Origin of the sequence: Paraburkholderia fungorum (assembly GCF_003610895.1) — a bacterium.
Taxonomy (GTDB): Bacteria; Pseudomonadota; Gammaproteobacteria; order Burkholderiales; family Burkholderiaceae; genus Paraburkholderia; species Paraburkholderia fungorum_B.
Window position 1 is genome coordinate 142,150 of the sequence record NZ_MCAS01000002.1, and the last position, 13,004, is coordinate 155,153.

Annotated in this window: 14 protein-coding genes and 1 riboswitch; of the genes, 9 read left to right on the forward strand and 5 right to left on the reverse strand. The window is 62.5% G+C overall.

Annotation, left to right across the window (positions count from 1 at the left end):
* Positions 1–310: 310 nt before the first annotated feature.
* Entirely contained in the window at positions 311–829 is a 519-nt protein-coding gene (locus BCY88_RS03490) for an SLATT domain-containing protein (protein WP_120342898.1), read from the forward strand.
* 24 nt (positions 830–853) lie between these two features.
* Here the strand turns inward: BCY88_RS03490 and BCY88_RS03495 are convergent, their stop codons facing one another.
* Positions 854–1,582, reverse strand: a complete 729-nt coding sequence (locus BCY88_RS03495; protein ID WP_120342899.1) for a class I SAM-dependent methyltransferase — start codon at positions 1,580–1,582, stop codon at positions 854–856.
* 391 nt (positions 1,583–1,973) lie between these two features.
* Here BCY88_RS03495 and BCY88_RS03500 point away from each other — a divergent pair, with 391 nt between their 5' ends.
* Genes BCY88_RS03500 through BCY88_RS03510 form a run of 3 tightly spaced genes read left to right on the forward strand, consistent with a single transcriptional unit; the run spans position 1,974 to position 4,552 of the window.
* The gene (locus tag BCY88_RS03500; RefSeq protein ID WP_120342900.1) at positions 1,974–2,744 is read left to right on the forward strand and encodes a DUF4118 domain-containing protein; all 771 of its coding nucleotides are present in this window, start codon (positions 1,974–1,976) and stop codon (positions 2,742–2,744) included.
* A 3-nt stretch (positions 2,745–2,747) separates the two neighbouring features.
* Positions 2,748–3,635, forward strand: a complete 888-nt coding sequence (locus BCY88_RS03505) for an alpha/beta hydrolase (RefSeq protein ID WP_120342901.1) — start codon at positions 2,748–2,750, stop codon at positions 3,633–3,635.
* On the forward strand, positions 3,632–4,552 hold the full coding sequence (locus BCY88_RS03510; RefSeq protein WP_259461225.1) for a MipA/OmpV family protein: 921 nt from the start codon (positions 3,632–3,634) through the stop codon (positions 4,550–4,552). The genes BCY88_RS03505 and BCY88_RS03510 overlap by 4 nt, the downstream gene beginning before the upstream one ends.
* A 47-nt stretch (positions 4,553–4,599) precedes the next feature.
* Here BCY88_RS03510 and BCY88_RS03515 read toward each other — a convergent pair whose 3' ends face one another.
* Entirely contained in the window at positions 4,600–5,304 is a 705-nt protein-coding gene (locus tag BCY88_RS03515) for a YceH family protein (RefSeq protein ID WP_120342902.1), read from the reverse strand.
* Positions 5,305–5,540: 236 nt separating this feature from the next.
* Between BCY88_RS03515 and BCY88_RS03520 the strand changes: the two genes are divergently transcribed.
* Together BCY88_RS03520 and BCY88_RS03525 are read left to right on the forward strand one after the other, a co-directional pair.
* Positions 5,541–6,113, forward strand: coding sequence for a helix-turn-helix domain-containing protein (locus tag BCY88_RS03520; protein ID WP_120342903.1), 573 nt, complete (start codon positions 5,541–5,543; stop codon positions 6,111–6,113).
* Positions 6,114–6,125: 12 nt separating this feature from the next.
* Positions 6,126–6,653: a GNAT family N-acetyltransferase gene (locus BCY88_RS03525; RefSeq protein ID WP_120342904.1), complete on the forward strand. Its 528-nt coding sequence runs from the start codon at positions 6,126–6,128 to the stop codon at positions 6,651–6,653.
* 83 nt (positions 6,654–6,736) lie between these two features.
* Here the strand turns inward: BCY88_RS03525 and BCY88_RS03530 are convergent, their stop codons facing one another.
* Complete coding sequence (locus BCY88_RS03530) at positions 6,737–7,369, reverse strand: LysE family translocator (protein ID WP_120342997.1); 633 nt, start codon at positions 7,367–7,369, stop codon at positions 6,737–6,739.
* A gap of 198 nt (positions 7,370–7,567) precedes the next feature.
* Positions 7,568–7,661: riboswitch (glycine riboswitch) on the forward strand.
* A gap of 174 nt (positions 7,662–7,835) precedes the next feature.
* Here BCY88_RS03530 and BCY88_RS03535 point away from each other — a divergent pair.
* Positions 7,836–9,047, forward strand: coding sequence for a D-amino acid dehydrogenase (locus tag BCY88_RS03535; protein WP_120342905.1), 1,212 nt, complete (start codon positions 7,836–7,838; stop codon positions 9,045–9,047).
* Positions 9,048–9,314: 267 nt separating this feature from the next.
* On the opposite strand, the gene BCY88_RS03545 is transcribed toward BCY88_RS03535, so the two are convergent.
* Positions 9,315–10,301 carry a hypothetical protein gene (locus BCY88_RS03545; RefSeq protein WP_147408495.1) on the reverse strand — a complete coding sequence of 329 codons (987 nt, stop codon included), beginning with the start codon at positions 10,299–10,301 and terminating at the stop codon, positions 9,315–9,317.
* A gap of 315 nt (positions 10,302–10,616) precedes the next feature.
* Here BCY88_RS03545 and BCY88_RS03550 point away from each other — a divergent pair, with 315 nt between their 5' ends.
* Both BCY88_RS03550 and BCY88_RS03555 read left to right on the forward strand, forming a co-directional pair.
* Entirely contained in the window at positions 10,617–11,522 is a 906-nt protein-coding gene (locus tag BCY88_RS03550) for a lysozyme inhibitor LprI family protein (protein ID WP_183081263.1), read from the forward strand.
* A gap of 64 nt (positions 11,523–11,586) precedes the next feature.
* Entirely contained in the window at positions 11,587–11,853 is a 267-nt protein-coding gene (locus tag BCY88_RS03555; protein WP_183081264.1) for a BON domain-containing protein, read from the forward strand.
* Here the strand turns inward: BCY88_RS03555 and BCY88_RS03560 are convergent.
* A complete protein-coding gene (locus tag BCY88_RS03560) occupies positions 11,850–13,001 on the reverse strand; it encodes an acetate/propionate family kinase (RefSeq protein WP_120342908.1) in 1,152 nt (383 codons plus the stop codon). The two genes, BCY88_RS03555 and BCY88_RS03560, sit on opposite strands and share 4 nt — an antisense overlap.
* Between the last annotated feature and the right edge of the window lie 3 nt (positions 13,002–13,004).

Genomic DNA, 13,004 nt, shown 5'->3' on the forward strand with positions numbered 1-13,004 from the left:
AAGGGCGAAGTCGTAGAAGGGGTACGAGCGATGCTACGGTTCTGTTGCAGTGCGAAGATGATGCGAAAATGATATTTCCGTCATCTTCGACAGAGCGTGAACATGGGGCGTGACGGTTCCGGATGTACGCCGGATTCGGCGGCGGCCGTGAGATTTGAAACGGGCGATGGAGGCTGTTGACGCCGTGCGACGCCTGCCCGGCTGATCCGCTGCGCAGGCTCCGTGACGTTCAGCCTGGCGCCCGCATGTGGCACAGTATCGCCAGCCCATGCGCTACGCCGCACGACACTGAATAGCCCCGACGAGTCCTATGAAGAACCCGATTGCCTACGAGCCTCCGGTCGACGAAGACCAGCTTCTGCTGAAGTGGATCCGGCGCGCGCGCGAATCCCAGATGAGTCATTACGACATGGCCGACCTGCTCTGCGCGCGGGACCGCGGCGTCGGCTGGCTGGTCACTGCGTTGACGGCCTTCGTGGGCACGGCTGTGTTTGCGTCGTTGAGCGCGAGCGCGGTCTCGCCGGCGCTCAGGATTTTCGTGGGCTTCGTGAGCGTGGCGGCGGCGGTCTCCGCCGCGCTGCAAACCTTCTTCCGATATGCGGAGCGGGCGGAAAAACATCGCGCGGCGGGAGCCCGCTATGGCGCCTTGCGGCGCAGGCTGGAAGCGATCTTTGCGGGCGACGCCGACGCCCGCGACGGCCACTATCTCACCGCGATCCGCGACGAACTCGACCGGCTCGCGGAAGATTCGCCGAACGTGCCGCCACGCATTTTCTACCGCACGCAGCGAACGCTCGCCGACGAACCGCGCCGAAGCCGCGACGCCTGAGCGGCCGCCCCACTCGCCCGCAAACTACCGCGTAGCGGATACCAGCAACATCATCGGCCGCTCGCGCTCTTCGGCCAGTTCGGGGCGCGCGGCAAGATCGGCATCGGTCGGTCCCCACTCGTCGACATGGGCGATGGTGAAACCCGCGCCGATCAGGTGATTGAGCAAGGTGCCGATGGTGCGGTGCTGCTTGATAACCCCGTCGGCAAGCCAGTTGGTGATGCGCGGCCCTTCTATCTGATAGCTGTCGAGCGGCCATTGCTTGCGGCCCTCGGCATCGACCGACCAGCCCGGCTGCCGTGGCGCCATGAAGATCGGGTGTTCGATCGAGAACACCAGGCGTCCGCCCGGCACCAGCGCGCGATGCACCGTGTCGAGCAAGCCGCGCAGATTCTCAATGTAGTGAAACGCGAGCGAGCTATAGACGAGGTCGAAACCGGCCGCCGGCAGGTCGAGATGTTCGAGATCGGCCCGGGCATAAGTCAGGCCGGGATCATTCGAGGACGAGCGTGCCCGCGCCAGCATCTTCTCCGAGACATCGAGGCCGAGCACCGTGGCCGCGCCCGCTTCGCGCGCCCACCGGCAGAACCAGCCATAGCCGCAGCCAAGATCGGCCACGTTCAGGCCATGCATCCGCGGCAGCATCGCGCGCAACGCGGGCCATTCGGCGGCACCGTCGAGACCCTGTTTCGAGCGGCCCAATTGGCTGTAATTGCCGAAAAATTCGGGGTCGTCGTAAATGTTCTGTGTCATTCGTAAATTACCTTAACTTCATTTGAAGCAATGGGGGCGCCCGAGGTATACCTACGAAAACCCGCCGGCGTGTCATTTGCGCCATACAGTTTGACGGCTGCGCTCGCCTCACGCTGGCGCCAATCCGAAGGCCGCCGGCTCCGGCAGCCGTTTCTGCCGGGTCTAAGCGTCTATTAAGCACGCCGCCCGCACACTGCCGGCTGGCGAGAATAACCCTATTCCCGGACGTGTTTCTCAAAACGGCGTTCGAAACACGATATTGCGCCCGGGCCGGCGGTATTTACCTCTTTTTCGAGCTTTTACGCCGGTCCGATTATGGTATTGTCCGACCTGCGCTTTAAAGCGCAGACACACTCAATCGGGAAGCGGAATCGCTCCCTAAAAAAATATTATGGAAGTCCAAAACGCCCGTCGTTGGGCACCACGGGGAACACGCGTCTGGCTCACCGCGGCCGCCGCATTGGCGATCGCCAGCGGCGTGCGCATGTTGCTCCATCCGTTACTCGGACCGATCATGCCGGGCACCGCGTTCTGCATCGCGGCGGCCCTGGTCGAGTATTTTTGCGGGCTGGCGCCGGCGCTCGCCGTCATGCTGCTTGGCTTGGGCATTGCCGACTATCTGTTCGTGCCGCCTTACGCAACCATCGACGTATTCAATCGGGCCGATCTGGTCCTCGTGATTTCGTATCCGCTGGTGACGCTGCTCGTCATCATCCTGATCGAACGCCTGCGCCGCTCGCAGTTTCGCGCGGAATTGATCGCCTCGGTCGCGCAGTCGCGCTATGAAATGCTGCTGCGTCACGACAACGAGCGCATGCTCGCCCGCCGTGCCGTCGACGAAACGCACCGGCTGCTGCGCCATCTGTCGCATCACCACAGGACCTTCATTTTCATTCAGGCACTGGAGCGCAACGCCTTGCAACAGGTAGACGACGTCAAGCCCCAGGGGCTGCTGCCGCGTCTGCCCAACGAAATTGCGCCCGGCCCTCGCTTCGCCGACGTCGATCCCGAGGACATCCAGCGGCTCAGCAAGGCGCTGTGGCCCGGCAGTCATCGCGTGCGCATGAAAGGCGCCGATGGCGCGTCGAGGCTGATCGAGTGCATGTGCGAACGGTTCACCACGCACGCCGGCGAGTTCCTCGTGCTGCGGATCGGAGCCTGATCCATGAGCCAGCCTACGAGTCTCTTCTTACCCGGCGACGATCATGCCGTGCTGATGCTGCACGGCCTGTCGAGCTCGCCGCTCGAACTGCGTTTTCTCGCACGCTTTCTGAACGCCGAGGGCTTCACCGCTTGCGCGCCGGTTCTGCCGGGCTACAGCGCCGGCTCAGAACAAACGGCGATGGAAACGTGGCTCGACGCCGCCGTGCGCGAGTACGACGCGCTGGCCGCGCGCTTTGCACGCGTCTCGATCTGCGGACTATCGATCGGCGCGGCGCTGGCGCTGGCGCTCGCGCATCGCCGTCCCGCGGCGCAGTCGCTCGTGCTGTTATCGCTGACGCTCTCTTACGACGGCTGGGCGATCCCCTGGTATCGCTTCCTGCTCAACTGGGCGTACTTCACGCCGATGCGCAAACGCTGGCGTTACCGCGAGGAAGCACCGTTCGGCCTGCGCAACGAAGCGCTCAGGGCAAAGATCGCCCGTGCCATGCAGCGCAGCGACTTCAGCGAAGTTGGACCGTCGACGATTTCGTTGCCGGCCTTGCATCAGGCGAGCCGCCTCGCCGCGAGTGTGCGCACCCAGGTGCGCGACATCAAGACCGATTGCCTGATTGTTCATGCGATCGACGACGAGACGTCGAGCCCCCGCAATGCCCGGTTTGTCGCCGCGAATATCGGCGCCGCCTTTTTACGCACAATCTGGCTGGATGATTCGTATCACATGATTACGTCGGACAACGAGCGCGAAATCGTCGCGCGTGAAACCGCGCTGTTCTTGCGCGAGAGCGAAGTCGTCCACAGCGGCGACGACGGCAGCAAGCAACCGGTCGTCTCGAAGGCCCTGGCGCGGCGCCTCAGGCAGCTCGCGGCGCTTGGCAAGGAGCGCGCATGACGGCGCCCGGCAAAGCTGCGCGCGCGTCGCTGCGCACCTCGCTCAGGTTTGGCCAGACCGCGCGCAAATCACTGCTGCTCGCCGCCGCGCTTGCCCTGTTTGCCACGTTTGCCACGCGTGCGGCCTACGCGGACGACGCAGGCTCGAATGCGACGACCGACGCAGCGGCCGATGCGCCGAGCACCGGCGCGGCGACTGGCGCGAGCACAAGCACAGGCACGGCCGCCGACAGCAAATGGAAAATCGGCGTGGGGCCCGGCATCGTGATCACGCCCAAGTACCCGGGATCGCGACAACTAAGCTATTTCCCGTTCCCTGCGCTGGACATCTCCTACGACGACCGGATCTTCTCGCAGGGTCCTGACGTGCTCGGCGTCAACGTGTTGCGCGGTCCGGCCTATCACGTGGGCGCGGCGCTCAGTTTCGACTTCCAGACCCGCAAGGAATCCGACGACCCGCGCCTGCATGGGCTGGGTGACGTGCATGGCGGCCCCAAACTGAAGCTTTTCGCCGACTACACGTGGTGGGCGTTCACCGGCTCGGTGGCGTTGTATCAGGATATCGCCGGCCATCACCAGGGGACCACGGTCAGCACGGATTTCGTGGCGTCCGCACCGGTCGGCGGCTGGCTGTTCTCGGTGGGGCCAGGCTTCACCTGGGCGAATGGAACCTATACGCGGACGTTCTTCGGCGTATCCGGGCAGCAGAGCGCGGCCTCGGGATTGCCCACGTACAGCACCAGCGCCGGGGTGCGCGACATTCATATGAACGCCATGGTGACGTACGACTTTTCCAAACACTGGAATGGCTCGGTTTCCGCTACTTTCGGGCGGCTGGAACACGACGCGGCAAATAGCCCGATTACCGAAAAAAGATTCGAGCTCAATACGCTCGCTTCGGTGAACTACAAGTTCTAGTTTCCTGCGGTTCGCGCGCTCGCAGCGCGCGAACTTTCAACAGCGCGTCAATCGCTCGCGCGAGGCGCCTCGATTTCAATGCCCAATTCGGCAGCCATGCGCCGCACCACCGCCTGAAGCTGGCTCACTTCATCGGCAAGCCGTTTCTGTTCCGCTTTTACCGCCTCGAACGCCGACAACGGCACCACCTCGTCTTCCCCACCCGGCTGAGCGAGATCACTCGCGCTGACTTCGCCGCATAGCAGATGCATCCAGCGATTTTCGCGCTCGCCTGGCGTGCGGGCCAGTTTTACGACTCGCGGCGGATCATTGGCAGCCAATTCGTCGAGAAACGCCTCGACCGACGAGATGTCAGCAAATCCATGCAGACGCGCGCTGTTCAGGCGCAACTCGGCTGCCGTCTGCGGACCGCGCAGCAGCAAGGTGGTCAGCAAGGCGGCTGACTGACTCGGCAGGCCCAAGACCCGATTCATGTTGTGCTCGAAGCGCGGCACGCGGCTGCTGCTGCCTTCCATCACCAGACTCAGGCGTTTCAAGCCGTCGACGGCGGTCAGCACCTCCGCTTCGGTGGCATTGATCACGGGTGCGCGGCCGGTCTTCTGATTGCAGCCAAGGGTCAAGGCGTTCAGCGAAAGCGGATAGCTGTCCGGCACCGTGTGCTGCTTTTCGACCAGCACGCCGAGCACGCGCCCTTCAAGCAAGGTCAAAGCCCGAATGGACGGGCGGGAAACTGCGTCGGGAGTGGAGTTCATAGAGGATGTCGCGGCAAGCGCCGCCGGGTCTCGTGGACGGTGTGCGTGATCGATGCACAGCCCCGTGGCGCAACCGGGCGGCGGGTTTTAGTTGGTGGGCACTATGATAAACGCCCGGGCAGCTTGCGGTGTACGAATCTCCGGGATGATCAGATGTGCGCTGAATGCGTCCACATCCCTTTTTTGGAGATTTTGTTTCGTTGACGAAATCCCATATTAGAGATATTTTCCCGAATATGGAAAACACACCGCTCGACGACAACGCTATCGATCGCCGCATCGCCCAGCGTCTGCGAGCGCTACGCGCCGAGCGCAACTGGTCCCTCGACGATCTCGCGAAACTCAGCGGCGTCAGCCGCGCCACCCTGTCGCGCCTCGAAAACGCCGCCGTGAGCCCCACGGCGAGCGTGCTGGGCAAACTCTGCGTCGCTTACGGCTTGCCGATGTCGCGCCTCATGCACATGGTCGAGGAAGATTTCGCGCCGCTGGTGCCGCGCGCTGCGCAGGCGGTCTGGACCGACGCGAGCGTCGGCTTCCGGCGCCGCTCCGTGTCGCCACCGGCCCAGGCGCTGAGCGGCGAGGCACTCGAATGCGAACTCGACGCCGGCGCACGGATCACTTACGACGCGTCGCCGAGAGCTGGCCTCGAACATCATCTGATCATGCTCGAAGGGCAATTGCAGATCACCGTCGATGGCCGGAGCCATGATCTGCAAGCCGGCGACTGTCTGCGCTATCAGTTATTCGGCCCCAATGCGTTCGTCACGCCCGCGCATAGCGCGGCCCGCTACCTCCTCTTCATTGTCTGAATTCGAGCCACCATGAGCGCGATCACCATCACGAGCTTTTCCGCCGACGACCTCGTGCGCCATCTCTCCGAACTCGGCGCGCTGCTGCGGGCCTGCGTCCATGACGGCGCGAGCGTCGGATTCGTGTTGCCGTACAGCGTCGAGGAGAGTGAGGCGTTCTGGAGCGGCAAGGTGCTGCCGTCGCTGCGTGCGGGCGCGCTGGTCGTGTTCGTTGCTCGTCATGGCGAGTCGATCGCGGGCACCGTGCAACTGGATTACGACACGATGCCGAACCAGCGCCATCGCGCCGAGGTGCGCAAGCTGCTGGTCCACCCCGCGTTGCGCCGCCAGGGCATTGCCAAAGCGCTGATGGAGGAACTGGAGCACCGCGCGCAGCAGTTGCAGCGCAGCTTGTTGACGCTCGATACGCGCACCGGTGACAAGGCCGAGCCGCTCTATGCCGCGCTGGGTTATCAGACGGCCGGCGTGATTCCCCGATACTGCCGCGACGCGCTTGAGGAGCGGTTTGATTCGACCACCCTCATGTACAAGATGCTATGAGGAAGCGGCTGGCAGCAAGACGACCGTGAAGACTTGGCCAGGCCTTCATCGCCCCGTTGAACCGCACACCTCAGCGGTACCCCTCAACGGCGCGCGTCGAACGCGATCCGCACGGCCAGACCGGCGAGCACGGTGCCCATCAGCCAGCGTTGCACCAGCAACCACACCGGCCGCCCGGCGAGAAACGTGGCAATCGAACCCGCCATGCTGGCAATCAGCGCATTGACCGTAACGGCGATGACGATCTGCACGCAGCCGAGCGCGATCGATTGCGACAGCACGCTGCCGTGCCCGGGCGAAATGAATTGCGGCAGCAGCGACAGATACATCACCGCGATCTTGGGATTGGCGAGGTTCGTGACGAGGCCCATTGTGAAGAGCTTGCGCCGGCTGTCGTGCGGCAGGTCGCGCACCTGGAACGGCGAACGGCCGCCCGGCTTGACCGCCTGCCACGCCAGATACAACAGGTAAAGCGCGCCGCCGAAGCGCAACGCGTCGTACGCGTAGGGCACTGTCAGCAGCAGCGCCGTGATGCCGAACGCCGCGCAAAACATGTAGAACACGTAGCCGAGCGCGACGCCGCCGAGCGACACGAGCCCGGCGCGCCGCCCCTGGCAGAGCGATCGCGAGATCAGATAAATCATGTTCGGGCCGGGCGTAAGCACCATGCCGAGCGAGACCAGAGCGAATGCGAGCAGGGTTGCGGCAGTGGGCACGGCGGGCTCCTCTGTGGATTGATGATCGGGCAATGCCGCCAAATATAGCCGATGCAGCCGGTTTAGACCCGCAATCGCCGTCATGTGGATGGGGCTTTTCTGCCTGCGTTGCGCCCGTTTCCAGCGGACTGCCTGGGCGCTGCATCACAGGAAACACTTGCGGCGAATTTTTTTGCCCGGTATTGTCGAGCCGTTCTGCAACGCAGCGCGGGAGAGATCGTCAGAGGTTTGTGACGACGCCGACGGAGCAACCGCCCCGGAAACTCTCAGGCAAAAGGACCGCGCAGCTGGAACATCTGGAGAGCGGCGCCGTGCGCGCCCACCGAAGGGGATTCCCGGCATGGCGCTCAGATCGCGCTGCTGTGCTCGCGGGAAGAAACTCTCAGGTACATGGACAGATGGGGCATCGACGCCGGTTTCGACACGAAGTCGACACCGGTGATGCTCAACTACTCTGGATCATGTCATGTCACGAATCGCCATTATCGGCGCCGGCATTACCGGCGTCACGACTGCTCACGCCCTCGCTCAGCGCGGCCATCACGTTACCGTGTTCGAACGTCATCGCTATGCGGCGATGGAGACCTCGTTCGCCAACGGCGGCCAGCTGTCCGCCAGCAACGCCGAAGTCTGGAACAGCGCGGCCACCGTGCTGAAGGGCTTACGCTGGATGCTGCGGCGCGACGCCCCGCTGCTGCTCAATCCAATGCCCACGTGGCACAAGTATTCGTGGATGGGTGAGTTTTTGCGGCAGATTCCGCACTATCGGGCGAACACGGTCGAGACCGTGCGGCTCGCGATTGCGGCGCGTGAACATCTGTTTTCGATTGCCGAGCGCGAAGGCATCGACTTCGACCTGGAGCGGCGCGGCATCCTGCACATCTACGAGACCCAGAAGGATTTCGACGCGGCCGGCAAGGTGAATGCATTGCTGCGCGAAGGCGGCCTCGATCGCAATCCGGTGACGGCGGCGGAGTTGCAGCGGATCGAGCCCACGCTGCATGGCGACTTTTTCGGCGGATTCTTCACGCCATCCGATTCGACCGGCGACATTCACAAGTTCACGCGTGGCCTTGCCGACGCCTGTGTGCGGCACGGCGTCGAGTTTCACTACGACGCCGAGATCACGGCGATCGAGCAGCCGGCTGAAGGACGGTTTTCGATGACGGTCAATCTCGAAGGTGAGTCACAGCGCTTTGCCTTTGAGCGGATCGTCGTGTGCGCCGGTGTGAAGAGCCGCGATTTTGCGGCGATGCTGGGCGATCACGTGAACATCTACCCGGTGAAGGGCTACTCGATCACCGTATGCCTCGACGATGAAGTGAGCCAGAAGCACGCCCCCTGGGTGAGTCTGCTCGACGAGAGCGCGAAGATCGTGACGAGCCGGCTCGGCGTGGATCGGTTTCGCGTGGCCGGAACGGCGGAGATCAACGGCTTTAACCGCGACATCCGCTCGGACCGGATCGCTCCGCTGGTGGACTGGACGCGGCGCTATTTTCCCGAGGTGTCGACGTCGAAGGTGATTCCGTGGGCGGGGTTGCGGCCGATGTTGCCGAGCATGCTGCCGAAGGTCGGGCGCGGCAAACGGCGCGGTGTGTTCTACAACACCGGGCACGGGCATTTGGGGTGGACGTTGTCGGCGGCGACGGCGCAGGCGGTGGCGGGGGTTGTTGGGTAGGCTTGTTCTTGCCGGCTATTGATCGCTTGCGTGTCGAAAAGGAAGGTGACCGGTTCGTGCTGTACGAACAGCAGACCGTCGAACAGGCTGAACACGGAGCACTGGTTCCAGTGTTTCGCAATGGCGAATTGCTGGTCACGCAGTCCCTCGCCGAGATTCGCGAGCGTCTGCAGTCATCGTGGGTCTGCCCGGAGCCGGGGTCGATCACCTGGCGCCAGGTAGCCGGGCCGTGTCGGTGCGTCCGCGCGCCGACACGGCCGAGCAAAATCAACCGTTCTCTCTCCTGCAAGGCAGAGCCTTACGACCTTGCGACTGTATGAGCAGACAGTCGACGCTCTCGCCGGTTTTCACATTGCTGGCATGCCCTGCTACGCGGATATCGCCGCCGGCCATCCAGACCATGTCGGTCTGGCCTTCGCTCGAAAACGCATAGTCACCAACCGGGGCTTCCGGGTAATAGGCGTAGGCTGACCACTGCTTCAACGCAAACGCCGCGCTGTAGGTTGCCGTCATTTCCGTTGCCCTGAATCCGAAAGCGTTCGCAAGTGGGCGGCTTCCGTCACGGGCTAAATGCCACGACAACTTCCAGTCTCCGTTGTCACCTTTCATGGTTTCGGTGAACACGGGCCAGTTCATCCCGTTGATCGTTCTAGCTGTGGCAAACACACAGCCCAGAAAAACCGGTTGCGTTTCCGTCAAACTCATTTCGGCTACCGAGCTGGCGCCCCCGCGACATTGCCACCCCTCGATTGTCTGATCCCGGCTCAGGACCACGATCAACATGTTGGCGTGCTGTCGCGAGTACATAAGCTCGGTGATTTCCACTGCCCCGGCCATGACAGGCTTATCGCTCTGAACGAATATCGGACGTTTGTGCCAATAACCGCCGCCCAACTGCTCATAACTTACTTTGCTACCGGCCGGAAACGTTACACCCGCGATTACGACGGGGTGCTCCGCAACAACGGTGAAGGTCCTGCCCGCCTTCCCAAGAATGGCTTGACCACCACCCAGAACGAAAAAGCACAGCACGGGCGCGAGAAAAAACAACACGGTCAGGCCGGCACGCTTACGACTGGGGAGTCGACGAAGTCGCCAGAAAAACACACCCGTGATCAACAGCCAGAGCGCTATAAACGCGGCAAGGTAAAGCAAAGGTTTCGGGATGCCGCCAGGGCTGCCCGTGTCAGCCAGACAGACACCCGGCAACAGAAAAAATATCGGTGAACAGATAATGCGATTGGCAGATTTCATCAGTGTCGATTCGCTTTTTATTTTTCTGAGCGGTTTAGTATTTCATAGCATTCTAAATGCCCCATGCACCTGGTCCTATTCGCGCAGAAGCGAGAATGCCAATATATTTCCGGAGAATGCAAACCGAGGCCAGGCTAACATGATGGCTTTCGTCCTATACCCTTGGCCTGGCGCTGAAGGGATAACAGAATGAAGCCACTCTCTATGCGGTTTGCGCCTCTCGTCATTGCCGCCCCGCTCCTTCTGATGGGTGCTGTCTCTGCCAGCGCAGGATCCTGGGCCGATGGAAAATCCGATCCGTCATTCGCAAAATCGATGCAGATCTGCAAATCCGTGGAGACGGTGGACATTGACGAACCCACTTCGCCGGACAAAGCGATCCCGTGCGATTCCGAGGCGCTATATTACGGTATCGGCATGAAGGCCGACCCGGCCGCGGCCCGGCGTTGCGCTGCACGTGAGGCCGAGCGGGCCGACGCAAATGAGGTTCCTTTCGGGGGCAACAGTTTGCTCATGATGATGTATGCCAATGGTGTCGGTGTGAAGCGCGACCTTAACCGCGCCATTGCGCTTGCGTGCCAGCTCGATGGTGCGGATGCCGAAATGGACGGCCGCGTCCAGCATCTGGCCAGGTTGCGTGCCGAAGGGTGGACAGGCAACAATTTCAGCGTGTGCGACGACGCAACGAGCGGATTGCTCGCCGGCATTTGCGAGGCTCATGCCTCTCGCATCGAGAATATTCGACGCAAGCAGACAATCACAGCGCTCTCCAAAGATTGGAGCGCGCCGCAGAAGGCCGCACTCGCTCGGCTCCAGACAGCCTCTGCGACCTACGCGAATGCCGTTGCGGACAACGAAGTGGATCTAAGCGGCACGCTTCGCGCGGCTCTGCAGATCGACGCGACGGACGCAGTCAATAAGACCTTCCAGAACGATCTGCACCAACTCGTCAACGGCAAGCTCAAGAAGTTCTCGATACCACAACTTGCGCAGTCGGATGCCATTCTGAACACGACCTACCAGAAAGTCATGCACACGAAGGACTTCTCCTATGGCACCGTCAAGCAAAGCGGTATTCGCGACACCCAGCGCGCATGGCTCGCCTATCGGGATGCTTTCACGACCTTCGTTGCCGAGGCGTTTCCGGATCGCTCGGCCGATGACATTAAAGGTGCGCTCACGGTTGAACGCACCGCTGCACTACGCGAGTTTTTGCCGTAATGCCGGGCGCAGATGAGATGTGAACCCGGCCTATCGCCGATAGTGGAACAAAAAGGAGAGCGTCATGCCTCGTGGCCACCTCGCCATGCGCGGCACCGGCAGCCCACGCCTTAGCGATAACCAGATTGCGTCAGAAGCCGTGAGGCGGCTATCCTGGGACGCGGCCGTCCCCAAAGATACGGTGAAAGTAAAAGTCGTCCACGGCAGGGTCACCTTGCGAGGTGTACTCCAGAACGCCCATCAGAAAACCGCGGCACTCGAAGACGTATCCCGCCTGTTCGGCGTCGCCAGCATCTCCGACCGAACCCGGATCAAATCCACCTGGCGCTAACCGGCCTGCATCAACGCCCGGCAATGCCGTGCAATCTGTTTTTCCTCCTCGGTGTGAATCGCCCTCACCTTACCCGCCGGATCGCCCTCCACTAAGCCCATGAAAGCCAGTCCATCGCACACGCGCCTGCGAATCTCCGTGCTGTGCTCGCCGATCCCGCCCGTCAACACCAGCAAATCGATCCCGCCCAACAAAGCCGCATACGCGCCGATCGTCTTGCGCACGGCGGTGGCAAATACATCCAGCGCGAGCGACGCACTTGCGTCTCCCGTCGCGGCGCGTTTCTCCAGCGCCTGCATATCGCTCTCGCCATCGGTATAACCGGCGAGGCCGCTCTGGCGATTCAGCAGCGTCTCCAGCGCATCGGCATCGAGTTGCTCCACCCGCATCAGATACAACAGCACGCCCGGATCGAGATCGCCGCTGCGCGTACCCATCGGCACCCCGCCGGTAGGCGTCAGACCCATCGACGTATCGACCGATTTACCGTCCTGCAGCGCGCACAGACTCGACCCGTTGCCCAGATGCGCGAACACCGCTCGCGGCGGCAGATCGGCGCCCAGCCGCGTGACCAGCGATTCATACGACAGCCCATGGAAACCGTAGCGAATCACGCCCGCATCCACATAGCGGCGCGGTAATGCAAGCTGCGCCGCGCGCGGCGGCAGTGTGGAATGAAACGCGGTATCGAAGCAGATGAAATGCCGCGCGTCGCCGAAGATCGTCGACGCCTCGTCGATCAAGGCGAGCGCCGGTGGAATATGCAGAGGTGCAAAGTGCACCGCGTCCTGCAAGCGCTGCCGAACTTCAGGCGTCAGCCGCTGGTGCATGCGCAGATGCGGACCGCCATGCACCACCCGGTGCCCCACCGCCGCGGGCCGTCCATGCTGATGCTCCGTGAGTACGCGCGCGAGCACCTGCAAAGCCTCGGTCTGCGACTCCAGCACACGTTCCTGTTGTGCCAGCACGCTGCCGTCGGGCGCCTTGATCCGCAGACTGCCGTCGTTGCGCCCGATCCCTTCCGCACTGCCGGTCAGCAGCAACGATTCATCGCCGTCCGCATGTGTAAACAGCCCGAACTTCAGCGAAGACGAGCCGCTGTTCAGCACCAGAATCGTTTGCGGCAAGGGGGAGTCCTCAGTGTGCATGGC